We start from the raw sequence: 18,298 nt of genomic DNA on the forward strand, positions 1-18,298 counted from the left end.
GTTATCTGTGCAGTTTATAGAGGGCCTGAGCAGGGTTTGAGGGGCCAAAATCACGCCGACAGGTGGTTTGCCGCGTCCCGCTTTGACGAAAAAAATCGGTTCCGCTTCTTCTGGGGCCGCGCTGCCGCAGCCCGGGCGCAGACCGGTGACGACACCGGCGGCGGGTCCGGAACCGGACCCGCCGCCGACTGTGCTCACTCACCCGACCACAAGGTCTCCCGGACCTCCTCGGCCGTCGTCGGCAGCAGCTCGCCGTCCAGCAGGAGCCATCGCGTGATGCCGATCGACTCCAGGAACGGCACGTCGTGGCTCGCCACCACGAGCGCGCCCTCGTACGACTCCAGGGCGTCGGTCAGCTGCCGCACGCTCGACAGGTCCAGGTTGTTCGTCGGCTCGTCCAGCATCAGCAACTGCGGAGCCGGCTCCGCCAGCAGCAGGGCCGCCAGCGCCGCCCGGAAGCGTTCGCCGCCCGACAGCGTGCCGGCCGGGCGGTCCGCCCGGGCGCCCCGGAACAGGAAGTGCGCGAGCCGGGCCCGGATCAGGTTGTTCGTGGCCTGCGGGGCGAAGCGCGCCACGTTCTCCACGACCGAACGGCTCTCGTCCAGCACGTCGAGCCGCTGCGGCAGGAACCGCGTCGTCACATGCGCCACCACCTCCCCGGACACCGCCGGGAGCTGCCCCGCGATCGTGCGCAGCAGCGTGGTCTTGCCCGAGCCGTTGCGGCCCACCAGGGCGATCCGCTCCGGTCCCCGCAGTTCCCACTCACCCGGTACGGCGGCCCCGTGGGCCAGGCGCAGATCGCTCAGGGTCAGCACCTGCCGCCCGGGTGGGACCTGGGTGGCGGGCAGCTGGATCCGGATCTCGTCGTCGTCGCGCACCGCCTCCACGGCCTGGTCCAGGCGTTCCTTCGCCTGCGCCAGTTTCTCCGTGTGCATGATCCGGTGCTTGCCCGCCGACTCCTGGGCGGCGCGCTTGCGCGCACCCATCACGATCTTCGGCTCGCGCTTGTTGTCGTACATCTTCTGCCCGTACCGCTTGCGCCGGGCCAATTTGACCTGTGCGTCCGCCAGTTCGCGCTTCTGCCGCTGTACGTCGGCCTCGGCGACGCGGACCATCCGCTCGGCCGACTCCTGCTCGGCGGCGAGCAGGTCCTCGTAGTCCGTGAAGTTGCCTCCGTACCAGCGGACTTCGCCGTCGCGCAGGTCGGCGATCTGGTCGACCCGCTCCAGCAGCTCCCGGTCGTGGCTGACCAGCAGCATCACTCCGGACCAGGACTCGACCGCCGCGTACAGGCGGCTGCGGGCCCGCAGGTCCAGGTTGTTGGTCGGTTCGTCCAGCAGCAGGACGTCGGGGCGGGCGAGCAGCAGGGCGGCCAGCCGCAGCAGCACGGACTCGCCGCCCGAGAGCTCGCCGACGGTGCGGTCCAGGCCGATCTGCCCGAGGCCGAGCTGGTCGAGCGTGGCGAGGGCGCGCTCCTCCACGTCCCAGTCGTCGCCGACGGCGGTGAAATTCGCCTCGGTGGCCTCGCCGGCCTCGATGGCGTGGAGTGCGGCGCGGGTGGCGTGGATGCCGAGCGCCTCGTCCACGCGCAGCGCGGTGTCGAGGGTGACGTTCTGCGGGAGGTAGCCGACCGAGCCGGCGACGGAGGACTGGCCCTCGGCCGGGGCCAGTTCGCCGGCGATCAGCTTCAGCAGGGTGGATTTCCCGCAGCCGTTGAGCCCGATCAGGCCGGTACGGCCGGGGCCCACGGTGAGCTGGAACCCGTCGAAGACGGGAGTGCCGTCGGGCCAGGCGAAGGAAAGGGCGGAGCAGGTGATGAAAGCAGGGGCGTGACTCATGGAGGCCTCCAGGTTGCGTGAGTGGTACGTGCAACTCGGGGAGACAGCCGACGGTTCAGCCGCGGGGCGTGGTGGTCGGTGTCTCGAACCTCAGAAGAGCAATGTCCTGCTCCGTTTCGACGGGGATGGGCCGTCATCGAAGCTACGGACGGCTGCGGCCGTCCGCAAACCAATTAACTCAGGCGGTGTCGCGCATCAGCTCGGCCAGGCTGTGGTCCATGTCCAGGTAGAGGTGTTCCAGGCCGGGCGGCACCACGGCCGCCGCCCGCTCCAGGAAGCGGTGCAGCTCGGCCGTCAGCATCAGCACGATCGCGACGCCCTCCGCCGCGTGGAACTCGATGGTGGTCCGGTCGCCGTCGTACGGGCGCACGCGTACGTCGCCACAGCCCGACGGGCGGTCCAGCCCGGACTCCAGCAGTTCGCGCGAGAACGTCCACGAGACCTCGACGCCCTCCAGCGTGGCCGGGGCCGGGAACGCCATGCGCACGGCGAACGGATCCGCACGGTCGTAGCAGAGGGTGACCGGCACGGTCTCGACCTTCGGCGCGGTGGCGACCAGACGGGCCTGTGCGGCCTGCTCGATGACAGTGATCAAGGCTCACTCCCTTGCGGCGGATCTGCTGCCGGACTCTGGTGTGGAGCCCGGCAACCCGATAGACGCCGGAATCGGCAAATCCGTGCATGGGCCGTTGCGTGAGCTGTGTCACCGATTGGCTTGAACCAATCCGTGCGATCGCACAGAGTGACCGGACGGCGGATGTGCCCGAAGGCGGCTCCCGTCCGCGGCGGCTCCGGGGAGCCTCGGAGAAGGGCTGGTAACCGATCACTCCACAGGCGTAAGGGTCCGCGTCAAGGCTGCGTAGAGGGCTGCGGAGACGGCCATGCCGACCGGCAGGGAGAGGTCGATCCCGCCCAGGGCCGCGGCGATCGGCCCGGTGTAGAGCGTGTCGACGCAGAGGGCGGCCGCGCCCACTCCCGCGGCGAGGGCGAGGGCGCCCGCCGGATTGACGCCGCCGGTGTACCAGAAGGGGCTGCCGGGGGTCTCGTCCGCGAGCGCCCGGCCGTCGTAGTGGAACCGGCGCAGCAGGATGTCGGCGGCGTAGATCGCCATGACCGGCCCGATCAGGACGACGATCAGCTGGAGGGAGTTGCTGACGGTGTCCAGGAGATTGGAGACGAGCAGGCCGTAGAGGGTCAGGGCGACGGCGACGGCCCCGTCGAACAGGACGCTGACGGAGCGCCGGACGGGGACGCCGACGGCCTGCAGGGCGAGCCCGGCGCTGTAGGCCGTCAGGGCGTTGACGGAGATCGTGCCGAGGATCAGGGCGAGCAGGAAGACCGGGTGGAACCACCCGGGCAGGATCTCCTGCAGGGCTGCCTGGGGGTCGCTCATGTCGACGGCGGTCGCGGCGAACGCGCCCAGGGAGCAGACGGCGACGCTGGGCAGGAAGGCTCCGAGGGCGGTCCAGCCGATGATCGCCTTCCGCGGGGACGTGCGGGGCAGGTAGCGGGAGAAGTCGGCGCTGGTGGTGTACGAGAGCGGGCCCGAGGCGACGAGGGTGGTGCCGGCGAGCAGCGCCGCCCACAGTCCGGAGCCGTTCAGCGGTGGGGCGGGCCGGTAGGAGAAGTCCGTGTGGCCGAGCACGCAGAAGCCGACGACGGTGAAGGCGGCGCCGAGGACGAGGGTCATCGGGAGGTAGAGCTTCATGATCATCGAGTGGCCGTAGACGCTGATGCCCAGGGTGAGCGCGGCGATGGCCACGATGACGACGGCCTTGATCCCGGTGGTCGCCGTGATGCCGGCCTGCTCCACGAGGGCGAACGCGGCGGCCGCGGCGGCGGCCAGGTTGAGGGCGAAGTAGCAGACGGAGACCAGCCAGCCGCCGACCGCGTTCATCGCGCGGTTGCCGATCACCCCGTACATGGCCCGGGTGATCACCTCACTGGGTGCGCCGGCGGCCGGTCCGGAGGTGGCGAGCAGGCCGGTGAGCAGCCAGAAGAGGTTGCCGGCGACGATCACGGCGACGGACTGCCACAGGCTCAGCCCCATGAGGACCAGCGCGCCGCCGATCACCAGGCTGAGGTAGTTGACGTTCGCCGCCGCCCAGACGGAGAAGAGGTCCCGGGGCCGGCCGTGGCGCTCGGAGTCCGGGATGTGGTCGATGCCGTGGGCTTCGATGCGGGTGGCCCGTTCCGGGGCGGGCGCGGCCTGTCCGGGCGTCCCGGGGGCGGAGGTCGGGCCGGGGGCCGGGTGCGCGAAAGATACCGGGTGCGATTCGGGTGCCGGCTGGGAATCGGGGGCCGGGTTCGAGCCGGGCGCCGGGTGCGAGCCGGGGGCCGGGTCGGGGATCGGGGACGCCATGCGGGACCTCCGGATGCTGGGCGTGTCCGCCTCGCTTGCTTATTGGTCGCACACTCAATAGCATCCCCGGTATGTCGTCAAGCGTCCAGCGCAAGCGGATCCGCAAGTCCCCCGAGGCCCGCCGGGCCGAGATCGTCGACACGGCCGCAGCCGTCGCCCTGGCCGAAGGGCTCGAATGCCTCACGCTGCGCCGGATCGCCGAAGAACTGGCTGTCCGGCCGGGTCTGATCAGCCACTACTTCCCCTCCGTGGAGGACCTCGTCGCCGAGGCGTTCGGGACGGCCGCCGGAGCCGAACTGGAGGTCCTGCTGCCCGGAGCCGAAGGCCCGCCCGGCGCGGACAAGGACGCGGACAAGGACGGGGACGGGGACGGGGACGGCCCGACTCCGGCCGGGCGGCTGGCGCGGTTCTTCGCCCGCACGTCCGGCGAGGACTACGACGCGATCAGCCGGCTCTGGATCAACGCCCGCCACCTCAGCCGCTACCGGCCCCTCCTGCGCGACCGGGTCGCCGAACAGGAGGCTGCCTGGCGCGGCCGCCTGCACGACCTGATCCGGGAAGGCGCCGCGTGCGGCGAGTTCCGCACGGAGGACCCGTACGTGACCGCCATCCAGATCCTCGTCGTCCTCGACGGCCTCGGCGCCCACGCCAACACCGAGGACCGCGGCCGCCCCGAGGCGGTGACCCGGATGGCGGTCACCACCGCGGAACGCGAACTCGGCCTGCCCCGCGGCGCCCTCACCGTCGAAGCCTGACCGTCCCCCCGCCCGACGCTCCCCACCCCGCCCCGCTGGAGGCTCCGTGCGCACCCCGCTCGTCCTGCTCAACGCCCGCCTGCTCGACCCGGCCACAGGCGCCTTCCTGCCGGACACCGCCCTGGCCGCGTCCGGCGGGCGGATCACCGCACTGGGCGACGACAGCCGCGTCCGGGCGCTCGCCGACGCCTCGGCCACGGTGGTCGACCTCAAGGGGGCGGTCGTGACCCCCGGGCTGGTCGACGGCCACATCCACCCCGTCTCCGGCGCCGAACTGACCCACGGACTGGACCTGTCGGGCTGCACCGACCTGGCACAGGTACGCGAGACACTCGCCGCCGGCGTACGCGACCTCGCGCCCGGTGCCTGGCTGACCGGCTGGGGCCTGGACCCGAACGCCTTCGGGGACCGGCCCGTCGGGACCGCCCCCTTCGACTCCGTACTCGACGGAGTGCCCGCCACCCTCCTCCTCTTCGACGCCCACTCCATGCTGGCCAGCCGGCGCGCCCTCGAACTCGCGGGCATCGACGGGCCCCGGACCTTCGGCCAGGCCTCCGCCGAAGTGGTCTGCGACACCGACGGCCGGCCCACCGGCCTGCTCCTGGAGGACGCCGCCTGCGAACTCGTCGAACGCATCGCCCCGCGGCCCACCCGCGAGGAGCGCCGCGACCGGCTCGCCGCCGCCCTGCGAAGGATGGCCGCCGCCGGGCTGACCGGCGGCCACGCCATGGACGCGAACGGGGACAGCCTCGCCTTCTACGCCGAACTCGACGAGGCCGGACGACTGCCGCTGCGCCTGCGCGTCGCACCCTGGTGCCAGCCGGGCACCGACGCCGACGCCCTCCGCGCGCTCATCGCCGGGCAGGGTGCCGGCGGCAGGCTCTGGCGAACCGAGGGCGTGAAGATGTTCATGGACGGCACGATCGACAACGGCACCGCCTGGCTCGAACACCCGGACCGCAACGGCGAGTCCACCCACGCCTTCTGGCCCGACCCCGAGGTCTACACGGCGATCGTCGGAGAGTTCCACCGCGCCGGGGTGCCCACCGCCACCCACGCCATCGGTGACGCCGCCGTACGGCACGTGCTCGACGCCGTCGCCCGGGCCCAGGCCTCCGGCGGGCCCGGGCCCCGGGTGCGCCACCGGGTCGAGCACATCGAGACGGTCCCCGACGACACCCTGCGGCGCTTCGCCGAGCTCGACGTCATCGCCTCCGTACAGCCCACCCACTGCTGCGACTTCACCCGCGCCGACCACACCGACAACTGGTCCCGCCGACTCGGCGAGGAGCGGGCCGCACGAGCCTGGCGCTGCCGCGACCTGTGGGACTCGGGAGCCACCGTGGTCCTCGGATCGGACTGGCCGATCGCCCCGTACCCGCCGCTCGGCGTCATGGCGGGAGCCCGCCACCGCCGCCCCGGCCGCGACCTCACCCAGGCCCCGCACGGCCCCGAGCAGGCCCTCACCGCGCTCCAGGCCCTCCAGGGCATGACCGTAAACGCCGCCCGTGCGGCGGGCGAGGAGCACCTGGCGGGCCGGATCGCCCCCGGGTACCGCGCCGACCTGACGGTACTGGCCGACGACCCGCTCACCGTCCCCGCCACCGAACTGCCGGACCTGCCCGTCCTCCTCACCGCCGTCGACGGCGGCGTGACCCACCGCGATCCGGGCCTGTGACCGGGCGGCGAGGCCGCCAGCCGGGGCCGGGAGGCACTCTGGACGGCGTATCGGGGGTGCGTTAGCTTCCGGCGCCATGAGACTTCTGGAACTCGGAACCGGCATCTGCGCGGCAGCCCTGGCCGTGGGGGTGCTCGCCGCCCCCGCCCGGGCCGACGCGGCACCGGCCCCCGACCCGGCCCCGGTGGCGCAGGACTTACGCGGCGCCGGCTGGGCCCTGAAGGACACCGGGAAGGACGCGCGCTTGCGCGGTCTCGCGGCGCTCAGCCGGACCACCGCCTGGGTGGCCGGCTCCAAGGGGACCGTGCTGCGCACGGTGGACGGCGGCCGCAGCTGGCGTGACGTCTCCCCGCCCGGAGCGGTCGCGGAGGCCCTGGAGTTCCGCGACATCGAGGCCTTCGACGCGCGGCGGGCGGTGGCCCTGTCCATCGGGGAGGGCGAGGCCTCCAGGGTGCTGCGCACCGAGGACGGCGGCGCCACCTGGACCGAGACCTTCCGCAACCCCGACCCGCGTGCCTTCTACGACTGCCTCACCTTCTCCGACGCCCGGCACGGCCTGGCGATGAGCGATCCGGTGGACGGCAGGTTCCGCATCCTGGCCACCGACGACGGCGGGCGGAACTGGCGGGTGCTGCCGGGCGGGGGCATGCCCGAGGCACTGCCGGGCGAGGCGGGCTTCGCCGCGAGCGGCCAGTGCCTCGTGAGCTCCGGCCCGCGCGACGTCTGGCTGGCCACCGGCGGCGGCGCCCGCGCCCGGGTGCTGCACTCCGCGGACCGCGGTCTGACCTGGCGGGTCGCCGAATCCACGGTCCCGGCGGGCGACCCGGCGCGCGGGGTCTTCGCCCTCGCCTTCCGCGACCGTACGAGGGGACTCGCGGTCGGCGGTGACTACCGCACCGGGCAGGCCTCGCCGCAGGCCGCGGCCCGGTCCGCCGACGGGGGACGCAGCTGGAGCCAGGCGGCGACACCGCCGCCGGCCTATCGCTCGGGCGTGGCCTGGTTCCCGTACGGCGGGGGCACGGCCCTCGCGGTGGGACCCACCGGCACGGACGTGACGACGGACGGGGGCCGCGGCTGGCGCTCCCTGGACGCGGGATCCTTCGACACGGTCGACTGCGCGGGGGACGGGGGATGCTGGGCGGCCGGGGAGAAGGGACGGGTGGCGCGGCTGGAACGGCGTCGCTGATCAGCTCGCGGGAGCGGGCGGGACGGCCGGGGGAGCCGGGGGGACCGGGGGCGCCAGGGCGGTGAAGAGGTCCATGCCCGGGTAGTGCCCGGTGGTGAAGCCCGCGGCCCGGTAGACGGGCTCGCCGTCGGAGCTGGCGTGCAGCTGGACGTAATGGACGCCGATGCCGTCGAGCCAGCCGACCAGCGCGTCGACGATCCGGCGGCCGTGGCCCCGCCCGCGGGCCGACGCGTCGGTGACGATCCCGTCGAGGTAGCCGCGCCGGCCGTCGGTCCACCGGGGGCTGGGCAGGTGGTGGGTGACCCAGGCCATGCCGGTGGCCAGCAGCGGTTCGCCGGGGGCTCCACCGACCACCAGGCAGCGCATGCCGGGGCGTTCGCCGACGCGGTCGAGGAACCAGGTGCGGGCCACCTGCCGCCAGGCGGCGTCGGCGGGCCCGGGGTCGACCCCCAGGGCTGCGAGGGCGACGGCACGCAGGCGTATGAGCTCGGGAACGTCGGCGGGAACGGCGAGGCGGGGCTGCATGGACACTCCGGCGGTCAGGGCTGTCGAGGGGGCGAAGGCGGCGGGCCGAATCGGCCGAACAGAGCTGTCGAGGAGGCGGAAGGCGGCGAGCCGAGCCTGCCGAACCCGCCGGCCGAGGGGGCGGAGGAGGGCGGGGCGAGTCGGCCGAACAGGTCGGACGAGGGACGGAAGGTGGCGGGCCGAGCCGGTCGGACGGGCCGGACGACGGGTGAAGTGGCGGGCCGTCGGGGCCTGCGCCGTCTCCCGCGCGGTTGGTTCCGTGGCCGGAAGGGGTTGCCGGGTCGTGGCGCCCCGGTGGTGCGGTGCGGTGTGTCGTACCCCGCCACCGGCGGCAGGTTCTCCGGAGGGAGTACCGGGGCGGGGCGGCGGCGTCACCCGTCGACCCGCGCCGGTCACGCCGCTACGCGACCGGGTTCTCCCGGACCGTCGACAGGTCCGACGAGGTCTTCGTGGCGAGGAACTCCGTGATGGTGTAGGCACAGACGCCCGCCACCGCGAAGGGGTCCTCGGCCGCGATCCGCTCGACCTCCGCCCGGGACACCCCGCCGGCCAGGATCACGCCCCCGTCGCGCGGGACCTTGCGTCCCGAAGCCAGGAAGACGCCGGCGGCGTAGTAGCCGTCCAGCCAGGCGATGTGAGCGTCCATCTGTTCTTCGACGGACTCGATGGGGGCGGTGTAGGTGAGCTCCATGACGAACATGATCGCCAGGCTACTCTCGCTCCATCATGACGAGTGCGAAGACCCCCGCCGACGAGGCCGAGGCCCGGGCGATACAAGACGAACTACGCCATCAGGTCGTGCTCACCGAGCCCGGCCCACCCCCCGGCCGCGGCCTCGTCGCGGGAGTGGACGTCGCCTACGACGACGCCCGCGACCTGGTCGCCGCCGCGGCCGTGGTGCTCGACGCCGCCACCCTGGAGGTCGTGGAGGAGGCCACCGCCGTGGGACACGTCAGCTTCCCCTACGTGCCCGGGCTGCTCGCCTTCCGCGAGCTGCCGACCGTACTGGCCGCCCTCGACTCCCTGAAGGCCCGGCCCGGCCTCGTCGTCTGCGACGGCTACGGTCTCGCGCACCCCCGGGGGTTCGGCCTGGCCTGCCACCTCGGGGTGGTCACCGGGCTCCCGGCCATCGGCGTCGCGAAGAACCCGTTCACCTTCACCTACGAGGAACCGGGCGCCCGCCGGGGCGACGCGGCCGCCCTGCTCGCGGCCGACGGGGCCGAGGTGGGGCGGGCGCTGCGCACGCAGGACGGGATCAAGCCGGTCTACGTCTCCGTCGGGCACCGGGTCTCGCTCGACAATGCCTGCGCGCACGCCCTGGCCCTGAGTCCCCGCTTCCGGATCCCCGAGACCACCCGCCACGCCGACTCCCTGTGCCGCAGGGCGCTGCGGGAAGCCTCCTGAGGCACCCGGCCGACGGTCCCGCCCGCCCGGCCGACGGTCCCGCCCGCCCGGACGACGGCCGCGCCCGCCCGACGGCCGCGCCCCGTCAGCGGGCGTCCGCCACCCGGAAGGTGATCCCCGCCTTCTGGAGGCGGGCGATCAGCGCGTCGCCCATGGCCACGGCCGTCGTCAGCTGGCCGGCCGTCTCCGGCAGGGTGTCGTGCGCCAGGCAGAGCGCCGACTCGGCCAGCATCTTCGCCGTCTCGCCGTAGCCGGGGTCACCGCCCGCCACCTCGGTGAGCACGCGCCGGCCGCCGCCCTCGCCCACGAACCGCACGGTGAACCAGCTGCGGGCACGGCGTTCCGCGTCCGGTCCCCGGCCCGGCTCCCAGCGGTTCATCAGCCACCGCCGGGCCGGCGGCACCTGGGCCAGCGCGACCGTCGCGCCGAGCGCCGCGGTACCGCCCACCGCGACGGGCAGGTGCCTGACGGAGGCGTAGTGCCGGTAGCGGAAGTCCGGGCCGTACCGCTCCAGCGCGGCCGCCGACCGGGCCACGATCCGCGGGTCCAGCGTGGGCAGCGGCATCGCCCAGGTCCCGGTCTCCCGGCTGAACCGCGGCGCCCCCACCGGCCCGCGCGCCCGCCGCCCCAGCAGCCGGGGCTCGTGCAGCCGGCGGGCCTGCGCGGCGGCCAGGGTCTGGGGGCCACGGCTCAGCGCGGTCAGCGCGGAGGCCAGGGTGCCGCCGGAGAAGAGGGCGTTGGACCGCATGAACCCGTCGACCGTCAGCGGGACCCCCTGCGGCAGCTGCCGGACCGTGAAGTACGCCCCCAGGTCGGCCGGGATCGAGTCGAAGCCGCAGGCGTGCACGATCCGGGCCCCGGTCTCCCGGGCCCGCGCGTCGTGCTCGACGTACATGCGGTCCACGAACTCCGGCTCGCCGGTGAGGTCCACGTAGTCCGTGCCCGCCTCGGCGCAGGCGGCCACGAGCTCCGCCCCGTACCAGATGTACGGACCCACGGTCGTGGCCAGCACCCGGGTGGACGCGGCCAGCTCGCGCACGGCCCCGGGGTCCTGGGCGTCGGCCCGCAGCAGGGGCAGCCGCGCGCACGCCGGATCGATCGAGGTCAGCCGTTCGCGCAGCCGCTCCAGCTTCGCGGTGTCCCGGCCCGCGAGGGCCCACCGGCAGCCGGCGGGCGCGTGTGCGGCGAGGTACTCGGCCGTGAGCGCGCCCACGAACCCGGTCGCGCCGAACAGCACGACGTCGTAGGCGCGTTCCGGCCGGTCGTGCGGGACAGTTGCGTTCATGAACGGCTCCTCCCAGGGGGTTTCGGTGGCCGAGGCTAGCGTGATGCTCGACCGTCAGTGCGATCGGGTACGGCGCGCCGGGCCGGGGGAGAACCCCGCCCCGCACGATCATGCGGAGCCGGACCCCGGCACCCGGACGATCCGGCCGGAGCCCCGCCCGGGGGCTTGTGTTCGATGGAACACGTTCCTAGCATCGCTGGTGTTACATCAGTTGTGTCACATAGCCGCACACCACGCACACCATGCACACCAGAGCCGCTGGGGGCCCGATGGCAGTGACAGGGAACGGGAACCGGGACGCGAGCGGGCCCGGCCCGCTCGCCGGGGTGCGCGTCGTCGAACTGGCGGGCATCGGCCCCGGACCGTTCGCCGCCATGCTCCTCGCCGACCTGGGCGCCGACGTCGTACGGGTGGACCGGCCCGGCGGCGGCGCCCTCGCGGTCGATCCGGCCTACGACATCACCAATCGCGGCAAGCGCTCCGTCCTGCTCGACCTCAAGTCCGCCGACGGGCCCGCCCGCGTCCTGGACCTGGTCGAGCGGGCCGACGTACTCGTCGAGGGATTCCGGCCCGGGGTCGCCGAGCGCCTCGGCGTCGGACCCGCCGAGTGCCACGCCCGCAACCCGGAGCTCGTCTACGGCCGGATGACCGGCTGGGGCCAGGACGGGCCGCTCGCCGAGACCGCCGGGCACGACATCGCGTACATCGCCGTCACCGGCGCCCTCGGCATGATCGGGAAGCCGGGCGAGCCGCCGGCCGTCCCCGCGAACCTGGTCGGGGACTACGCGGGCGGCTCGCTCTACCTGGTCGTCGGTATCCTCGCCGCCCTGCACCACGCCCGCGCCACCGGCACCGGCCAGGTCGTCGACGCGGCCATCGTCGACGGCACCGCCCACCTGACCGCCATGATCCACGGAATGATGGCGGCGGGCGGCTGGCAGGACCGCCGCGGGGCCAACCTCCTCGACGGAGGCTGCCCCTTCTACGGCACCTACGAGACCTCCGACGGCCGGTACATGGCGGTCGGCGCGCTGGAGCAGCAGTTCTACGACACCTTCGTGCAGCTCCTCGGCATCGAGGACCAGGCCCCGGCCCGCAAGGACCTCGCCCGCTGGGGTGAGCTGCGCGAGGCCGTCGCCGCGCGCTTCCGCACCCGTACGCGGGAGGAGTGGACGGCCGTCTTCGAGGGGAGCGACGCGTGCGTGGCGCCCGTGCTCTCGCTGGGCGAGGCCCCGCACCATCCGCACCTCGCCGCCCGCGGGACCTTCACCGACTTCGGCGGGATCGTCCAGCCCGCGCCCGCGCCGCGCTTCTCGGCGACCCCGGGAGCCGTCACCGCGGGCCCGGCGCGGCCCGGCGCGCACGCGGTGTCGGTGGCGGCCGACTGGGACGTGCCGGCCCTGCTCGGGAAGGAAGAGGAGAACTGATGGAACTGTCCATGATGCTCGACTACGCCGGCGACCCGCGCCGGGCCGCCGACCAGGCCGCCGCGCTGGAGTCGGCCGGGCTCGACGCCGTGTGGGTGGCCGAGGCCTGGGGGTTCGACTCCCCGACGATCATGGGCTATCTCGCCGCCCGCACCGAGCGGCTGAAGATCGGCTCGGCCATCCTCAACGTCTACTCGCGCACCCCCGGCCTCATCGCCCAGACGGCCGCCGGCCTGGACGCGCTCTCGGGCGGCCGGGCGCTGCTCGGCCTCGGCGCCTCCGGCCCGCAGGTCGTCGAGGGCTGGCACGGGATGCCGTACGACAAGCCGCTCGGCCGCACGCGCGAGACGGTCGAGCTGTGCCGGCGCATCTGGCGCCGCGAGACCCTCGACCACCACGGCATCACCGACATGCCGCTGCCGCCGGAGCGCGGCACCGGGCTGGGCAAGCCGCTGAAGATCCTCACCCGTCCGGTCCGCCCCGCGATCCCCGTCTACATCGCCTCGCTCGGCCCGGCCAACGTCCGGATGACCGCCGAGATCGCGGACGGCTGGCTGCCCACGCTCTTCATCCCGGAGAAGGCCGACGCGGTGTGGGGCGGCCCGCTCGCCGAGGGGACGGCCAAGCGGTCGCCGGACCTCGGCCCGCTGCAGACCGTCGCGGGCGGCCTGCTCGCCATCGGCGACGACGCGGCCGCCGTACGGGACCTCGCGCGCCCGCAGATCGCCCTGTACGTCGGCGGCATGGGCGCCGTCGGCAAGAACTTCTACAACGACCTGGCCGTCGCCTACGGCTACGGGGAAGAGGCCCGCCGGATCCAGGAGCTGTACCTCGCCGGGCGCAAACGAGACGCGGCCGCGGCCGTCCCGGACGAGTTCTGCGAGCTGATGACGCTCTGCGGGCCCGAGGGCTACGTACGCGAGCGCGTCGAGGCCTTCCGCGAGGCGGGCGTCACCATGCTCAACGTCACACCGGTCGGCCCCGACCCGGCCAGGCTGATCGACACCGTCAAGAGCTGGCTCTGAGCGGCCCGGGGGAGTGCCAGGACTCCGTCCTCGGCCCGCTTCCCCACCCACCCGGAACCGACCCGACCCGCTGAGAGGGGCCCCGATGCAACGACGCATCTTCGACGCCGACCACGAGGCGTTCCGCGAGACCGTACGCACCTTCCTGAGCAAGGAGGTGCTGCCGCACTACGAGCAGTGGGAGCAGGACGGCATCGTCAGCCGCGAGGCCTGGCGGGCCGCCGGCCGGCAGGGACTGCTGGGCCTCGCCGTGCCCGAGGAGTACGGGGGCGGCGGGAACACGGACTTCCGCTACGCCGCCGTGATCGCCGAGGAGTTCACCCGCGCGGGCGCCCCCGGGCTCGCCATCGGCCTGCACAACGACATCATCGGCCCCTACCTGACCTCGCTCGCCACCGAGGAGCAGAAGCGCCGCTGGCTGCCCGGCTTCTGCTCCGGGGAGACCATCACCGCCATCGCGATGACCGAGCCGGGCGCGGGCTCCGACCTCCAGGGGATCCGGACCACCGCCGAGGACCACGGCGACCACTGGGTGCTGAACGGCTCCAAGACCTTCATCTCCAACGGCATCCTCGCCGACCTGGTGATCGTGGTCGCGAAGACCACCCCCGAGGGCGGGGCGCACGGCCTGTCGCTGCTGGTCGTCGAGCGGGGCGCGGAGGGCTTCGAGCGCGGCCGCAACCTCGACAAGATCGGCCAGAAGTCCCAGGACACCGCCGAACTGTTCTTCAACGACGTACGCGTCCCGAAGGAGAACCTGCTCGGCGAGCTGAACGGCGCCTTCGTCCATCTGATGACCAATCTCGCGCAGGAGCGGATGGGCATCGCGATGGCGGGCATCGCCGCCGCCGAGCACCTGCTGGAGATCACCACCCAGTACGTGAAGGAGCGCGAGGCCTTCGGCCGTCCGCTGGCCAAGCTGCAGCACATCCGGTTCGAGATAGCGGAGATGGCCACCGAGGTCGCCGTCACCCGGACCTTCCTCGACCGCTGCATCACGGACCACTCGAACGGCGAACTGGACCACGTGCACGCCTCCATGGCCAAGTGGTGGGCCACCGAGCTGCAGAAACGCGTCGCCGACCGCTGCCTGCAACTCCACGGCGGCTACGGCTACATGACCGAGTACCGGGTCGCCCGGGCCTTCACCGACGGTCGCATCCAGACCATCTACGGCGGCACGACCGAGATCATGAAGGAGATCATCGGCCGTTCGCTGCTCGGCTGAACTCCCCTTCCGCCCCCCTGGACACCTCCCCTTGGACACCTCCGAAAGGCTTGACCAGTGAGCACCGAAGCTTACGTATACGACGCGATCCGCACCCCGCGCGGCCGCGGCAAGGCCAATGGCGCCCTGCACGGCACCAAGCCGATCGACCTGGTCGTCGGACTCATCGACGCCCTGCGCGAGCGCAACCCCGGCCTGGACCCGGCCACCATCGACGACATCGTGCTCGGCGTCGTCGGCCCGGTCGGCGACCAGGGCTCCGACATCGCCCGCATCGCGGCCATTGCCGCCGGGCTCCCGGACACCGTCGCCGGCGTCCAGGAGAACCGCTTCTGCGCCTCGGGCCTGGAAGCCGTCAACCTGGCCGCCGCGAAGGTCCGCTCCGGCTGGGAGGACCTGGTCCTCGCAGGCGGCGTGGAGTCGATGTCCCGCGTCCCGATGGCCTCCGACGGCGGCGCCTGGTTCGCCGACCCGATGACCAACTGGGACACCGGCTTCGTCCCGCAGGGCATCGGCGCCGACCTGATCGCCACCATCGAGGGCTTCTCCCGGCGCGACGTCGACGAGTACGCGGCCCTCTCCCAGGAGCGGGCGGCCGCCGCCATCAAGGACGGCCGCTTCGCGAAGTCCGTGGTTCCCGTCACCGACCGCAACGGCCTGATCGTCCTGGACCACGACGAGTTCGTCCGCCCCGGCACCACCGCCGACACCCTCGCCAAGCTGAAGCCCTCCTTCGCCGACATCGGCGAGCTCGGCGGCTTCGACGCCGTCGCGCTGCAGAAGTACCACTGGGTCGAGAAGATCGACCACGTCCACCACGCGGGCAACTCCTCCGGCATCGTCGACGGCGCCTCGCTCGTCGCCATCGGCTCCCGCGAGGCGGGCGAGCGCAACGGCCTGACCCCGCGCGCCCGGATCGTCTCGGCGGCCGTCTCCGGCTCCGAGCCCACCATCATGCTCACCGGCCCCGCCCCGGCCACCCGCAAGGCCCTCGCCAAGGCCGGCCTGACCATCGACGACATCGACCTCGTCGAGATCAACGAGGCCTTCGCCGGCGTCGTCCTGCGCTTCGTCAAGGACATGGACCTGTCCCTCGACAAGGTCAACGTCAACGGCGGTGCCATCGCGCTCGGCCACCCGCTCGGCGCCACCGGCGCGATGATCCTCGGCACGATCGTCGACGAGCTGGAGCGCCAGGACAAGCGCTACGGGCTCGTCACCCTCTGCGTCGGCGGCGGCATGGGCGTCGCGACCATCGTCGAACGCCTCTGACCGTCCTGTTCCCCCTGCCCACCGGACCTTCCGAAACGAAAGCAGTGACCATGAGCGAGTCCACCACGATCCGCTGGGAACAGGACGAGACCGGCGTCGTCACCCTGATCCTCGACGACCCCAGTCAGTCCGCCAACACGATGAACCAGGCCTTCAAGGACTCCATCGCCGCGATCGCCGACCGCGCCGAGGCCGAGAAGGACTCCATCCGCGGCATCGTCTTCACCTCCGCCAAGAAGACCTTCTTCGCGGGCGGCGACCTCAAGGACATGATCCGGCTCCGCCCCGAGCACGCGCAGATCGCCTTCGACACCGGCACCGAGATCAAGCGCTCCCTGCGCCGGATCGAGACCCTCGGCAAGCCCGTCGTCGCCGCGATCAACGGCGCTGCCCTCGGCGGCGGTTACGAGATCGCCCTCGCCTGCCACCACCGGGTCGCCCTCGACGCGCCCGGCTCCAAGATCGGCCTGCCCGAGGTCACCCTCGGCCTGCTCCCGGCCGGTGGCGGTGTCACCCGTACGGTGCGCCTGATGGGCATCGCCGACGCGCTGCTCAAGGTGCTGCTCCAGGGCACCCAGTACACCCCGCAGCGCGCCCTCGACAACGGCCTCGTCCACGAACTGGCCGCCACCCCCGAGGAGATGCTGGCCAAGGCCCGCGCCTTCATCGACGCCAACCCCGAGTCGCAGCAGCCCTGGGACGTCCCCGGCTACCGCATCCCGGGCGGCACGCCGTCGAACCCGAAGTTCGCCGCCAACCTCCCGGCGTTCCCGGCCAACCTGAAGAAGCAGCTGAACGGGGCCCCGTACCCGGCCCCGCGCAACATCCTGGCCTGCGCCGTCGAGGGTGCCCAGGTGGACTTCGAGACCGCGCAGACCATCGAGGCCCGCTACTTCACCGAGCTGGTCACCGGCCAGACGGCCAAGAACATGATCCAGGCGTTCTTCTTCGACCTGCAGGCCGTCAACGCGGGCCGCAGCCGCCCGCAGGGCGTCGAGCCGCGCAAGGTCCGCAAGGTCGCCGTCCTCGGCGCCGGCATGATGGGCGCCGGCATCGCCTACTCCTGCGCCCGCGCGGGCATCGAGGTGGTGCTGAAGGACGTCTCGCTCGATGCCGCCGCCAAGGGCAAGGCGTACTCCGAGAAGCTGCTCGACAAGGCGCTCGCCCGCGGCCGGACCACCGAGGCGGGGCGCGCCGAGCTGCTCGCCCGGATCACCCCGACCGCGGAGGCGGCCGACCTCGCGGGCTGCGACGCCGTGATCGAGGCGGTCTTCGAGGACACCGCCCTCAAGCACAGGGTGTTCCAGGAGATCCAGGACGTCATCGCACCGGACGCGCTGCTGTGCTCCAACACCTCCACGCTGCCGATCTCCGGACTCGCGGAGGGAGTGAAGCGCCCGGCAGACTTCATCGGGCTGCACTTCTTCTCGCCCGTGGACAAGATGCCGCTGGTGGAGATCATCAAGGGGGAGCGGACCGGCGACGAGGCCATCGCCCGCGCCTTCGACCTGGTCCGCCAGATCAACAAGACGCCGATCGTGGTCAACGACTCGCGCGGCTTCTTCACCTCCCGTGTCATCGGCCAGTTCATCAACGAGGGCGTCGCGATGATCGGCGAGGGCGCCGAGCCCGCCTCGGTCGAGCAGGCGGCGGCCCAGGCCGGCTACCCGGCCAAGGTGCTCTCGCTGATGGACGAGCTCACCCTCACCCTGCCGCGCAAGATCCGCAACGAGAGCCGCAAGGCCTTCGAGGCCGAGGGCAAGCCGTGGACGGAGCACCCCGCCGACGCGGTCATCGACCGCATGGTGGACGAGTTCGGCCGCCCCGGGCGCAGCGGCGGGGCCGGCTTCTACGAGTACGACGAGTCCGGCAAGCGCTCCCGCATCTGGCCGGGCCTGCGTGAGCACTTCGCCAAGCCCGGGTACGAGATCCCGTTCGAGGACATGAAGGAGCGGATGCTCTTCTCGGAGGCCCTGGACACCGTCCGCTGCCTCGACGAGGGCGTCCTCACCTCGATCGCCGACGCCAACATCGGCTCCGTCATGGGCATCGGCTTCCCGGCCTGGACGGGCGGCGTGATCCAGTACATCAACGGCTACGAGGGCGGCCTGCCCGGCTTCGTGGCCCGTGCCCGCGAGCTCGCCGACACGTACGGCGAGCGCTTCATCCCGCCGGCCTCGCTGGTCGCGAAGGCGGAGCGCGGCGAGACCTACGCGGACTGATCCCGCAACGGCCCCCGGGCCGCCCCGGGCCCGCCCGTGAGCGGCCCGGGGCGGTCCTTCCGTTCCTGCCGGTTCCGGTTCCTGCCGTTCC

Annotated in this window: 15 protein-coding genes; 9 read left to right on the forward strand and 6 right to left on the reverse strand. The window is 73.0% G+C overall.

What is annotated here, in order from left to right; all coding sequences use genetic code 11:
• Positions 1-194: 194 nt before the first annotated feature.
• From DEJ51_RS28140 to DEJ51_RS28150, 3 genes are all read right to left on the reverse strand, one after another.
• Positions 195-1,838: an ABC-F family ATP-binding cassette domain-containing protein gene (locus tag DEJ51_RS28140; RefSeq protein ID WP_190620692.1), complete on the reverse strand. Its 1,644-nt coding sequence runs from the start codon at positions 1,836-1,838 to the stop codon at positions 195-197.
• 178 nt (positions 1,839-2,016) lie between these two features.
• Positions 2,017-2,433, reverse strand: coding sequence for an SsgA family sporulation/cell division regulator (locus DEJ51_RS28145; protein WP_150260379.1), 417 nt, complete (start codon positions 2,431-2,433; stop codon positions 2,017-2,019).
• Between the two features lie 228 nt (positions 2,434-2,661).
• Positions 2,662-4,200 (reverse strand): purine-cytosine permease family protein, encoded by a 1,539-nt coding sequence (locus tag DEJ51_RS28150; RefSeq protein ID WP_150260380.1) that lies wholly within the window; start codon positions 4,198-4,200, stop codon positions 2,662-2,664.
• Positions 4,201-4,271: 71 nt separating this feature from the next.
• Between DEJ51_RS28150 and DEJ51_RS28155 the strand changes: the two genes are divergently transcribed.
• The 3 genes from DEJ51_RS28155 to DEJ51_RS28165 all read left to right on the forward strand — a co-directional run bounded on the left by DEJ51_RS28155 (position 4,272) and on the right by DEJ51_RS28165 (position 7,819).
• Positions 4,272-4,955, forward strand: coding sequence for a TetR/AcrR family transcriptional regulator (locus tag DEJ51_RS28155; protein ID WP_150260381.1), 684 nt, complete (start codon positions 4,272-4,274; stop codon positions 4,953-4,955).
• 46 nt (positions 4,956-5,001) lie between these two features.
• Positions 5,002-6,633 carry an amidohydrolase gene (locus DEJ51_RS28160; RefSeq protein ID WP_150260382.1) on the forward strand — a complete coding sequence of 544 codons (1,632 nt, stop codon included), beginning with the start codon at positions 5,002-5,004 and terminating at the stop codon, positions 6,631-6,633.
• 76 nt (positions 6,634-6,709) lie between these two features.
• Positions 6,710-7,819, forward strand: coding sequence for a WD40/YVTN/BNR-like repeat-containing protein (locus DEJ51_RS28165; protein ID WP_150260383.1), 1,110 nt, complete (start codon positions 6,710-6,712; stop codon positions 7,817-7,819).
• Here the strand turns inward: DEJ51_RS28165 and DEJ51_RS28170 are convergent, their stop codons facing one another.
• Together DEJ51_RS28170 and DEJ51_RS28175 are read right to left on the reverse strand one after the other, a co-directional pair.
• Positions 7,820-8,344: a GNAT family N-acetyltransferase gene (locus DEJ51_RS28170; protein WP_150260384.1), complete on the reverse strand. Its 525-nt coding sequence runs from the start codon at positions 8,342-8,344 to the stop codon at positions 7,820-7,822.
• A gap of 400 nt (positions 8,345-8,744) precedes the next feature.
• The gene (locus tag DEJ51_RS28175) at positions 8,745-9,044 is read right to left on the reverse strand and encodes a YciI family protein (RefSeq protein WP_150260385.1); all 300 of its coding nucleotides are present in this window, start codon (positions 9,042-9,044) and stop codon (positions 8,745-8,747) included.
• Between the two features lie 26 nt (positions 9,045-9,070).
• Between DEJ51_RS28175 and DEJ51_RS28180 the strand changes: the two genes are divergently transcribed.
• A complete protein-coding gene (locus tag DEJ51_RS28180; protein WP_150260386.1) occupies positions 9,071-9,748 on the forward strand; it encodes an endonuclease V in 678 nt (225 codons plus the stop codon).
• An 85-nt stretch (positions 9,749-9,833) separates the two neighbouring features.
• On the opposite strand, the gene DEJ51_RS28185 is transcribed toward DEJ51_RS28180, so the two are convergent.
• Positions 9,834-11,033 carry a saccharopine dehydrogenase family protein gene (locus DEJ51_RS28185; RefSeq protein ID WP_150260387.1) on the reverse strand — a complete coding sequence of 400 codons (1,200 nt, stop codon included), beginning with the start codon at positions 11,031-11,033 and terminating at the stop codon, positions 9,834-9,836.
• Positions 11,034-11,302: 269 nt separating this feature from the next.
• Between DEJ51_RS28185 and DEJ51_RS28190 the strand changes: the two genes are divergently transcribed.
• The 5 genes from DEJ51_RS28190 to DEJ51_RS28210 all read left to right on the forward strand — a co-directional run bounded on the left by DEJ51_RS28190 (position 11,303) and on the right by DEJ51_RS28210 (position 18,207).
• Positions 11,303-12,460: a CaiB/BaiF CoA transferase family protein gene (locus DEJ51_RS28190; RefSeq protein WP_150260388.1), complete on the forward strand. Its 1,158-nt coding sequence runs from the start codon at positions 11,303-11,305 to the stop codon at positions 12,458-12,460.
• Positions 12,460-13,485: an LLM class F420-dependent oxidoreductase gene (locus DEJ51_RS28195; protein WP_150260389.1), complete on the forward strand. Its 1,026-nt coding sequence runs from the start codon at positions 12,460-12,462 to the stop codon at positions 13,483-13,485. Before DEJ51_RS28190 ends, DEJ51_RS28195 begins: the two co-directional genes overlap by 1 nt.
• A gap of 85 nt (positions 13,486-13,570) precedes the next feature.
• The gene (locus DEJ51_RS28200) at positions 13,571-14,713 is read left to right on the forward strand and encodes an acyl-CoA dehydrogenase family protein (RefSeq protein ID WP_150260390.1); all 1,143 of its coding nucleotides are present in this window, start codon (positions 13,571-13,573) and stop codon (positions 14,711-14,713) included.
• A gap of 57 nt (positions 14,714-14,770) precedes the next feature.
• Positions 14,771-15,985, forward strand: coding sequence for an acetyl-CoA C-acetyltransferase (locus tag DEJ51_RS28205; protein ID WP_150260391.1), 1,215 nt, complete (start codon positions 14,771-14,773; stop codon positions 15,983-15,985).
• Positions 15,986-16,035: 50 nt separating this feature from the next.
• Positions 16,036-18,207, forward strand: a complete 2,172-nt coding sequence (locus tag DEJ51_RS28210; RefSeq protein ID WP_150260392.1) for a 3-hydroxyacyl-CoA dehydrogenase NAD-binding domain-containing protein — start codon at positions 16,036-16,038, stop codon at positions 18,205-18,207.
• Positions 18,208-18,298: the final 91 nt, after the last annotated feature.

Source organism: Streptomyces venezuelae (assembly GCF_008642275.1).
Classification (GTDB): domain Bacteria; phylum Actinomycetota; class Actinomycetes; order Streptomycetales; family Streptomycetaceae; genus Streptomyces; species Streptomyces venezuelae_E.

Bases quoted from the DNA above. Each gene is read 5' to 3' on its own strand.
- DEJ51_RS28200 (WP_150260390.1), top strand. From the start codon at position 13,571: ATGCAACGACGCATCTTCGACGCCGACCACGAGGCGTTCCGCGAGACC.
- DEJ51_RS28140 (WP_190620692.1), bottom strand. From the start codon at position 1,838: ATGAGTCACGCCCCTGCTTTCATCACCTGCTCCGCCCTTTCCTTCGCC.
- DEJ51_RS28180 (WP_150260386.1), top strand. From the start codon at position 9,071: ATGACGAGTGCGAAGACCCCCGCCGACGAGGCCGAGGCCCGGGCGATA.
- DEJ51_RS28195 (WP_150260389.1), top strand. From the start codon at position 12,460: ATGGAACTGTCCATGATGCTCGACTACGCCGGCGACCCGCGCCGGGCC.
- DEJ51_RS28150 (WP_150260380.1), bottom strand. From the start codon at position 4,200: ATGGCGTCCCCGATCCCCGACCCGGCCCCCGGCTCGCACCCGGCGCCC.
- DEJ51_RS28165 (WP_150260383.1), top strand. From the start codon at position 6,710: ATGAGACTTCTGGAACTCGGAACCGGCATCTGCGCGGCAGCCCTGGCC.
- DEJ51_RS28155 (WP_150260381.1), top strand. From the start codon at position 4,272: ATGTCGTCAAGCGTCCAGCGCAAGCGGATCCGCAAGTCCCCCGAGGCC.
- DEJ51_RS28170 (WP_150260384.1), bottom strand. From the start codon at position 8,344: ATGCAGCCCCGCCTCGCCGTTCCCGCCGACGTTCCCGAGCTCATACGC.
- DEJ51_RS28185 (WP_150260387.1), bottom strand. From the start codon at position 11,033: ATGAACGCAACTGTCCCGCACGACCGGCCGGAACGCGCCTACGACGTC.
- DEJ51_RS28210 (WP_150260392.1), top strand. From the start codon at position 16,036: ATGAGCGAGTCCACCACGATCCGCTGGGAACAGGACGAGACCGGCGTC.
- DEJ51_RS28190 (WP_150260388.1), top strand. From the start codon at position 11,303: ATGGCAGTGACAGGGAACGGGAACCGGGACGCGAGCGGGCCCGGCCCG.
- DEJ51_RS28175 (WP_150260385.1), bottom strand. From the start codon at position 9,044: ATGTTCGTCATGGAGCTCACCTACACCGCCCCCATCGAGTCCGTCGAA.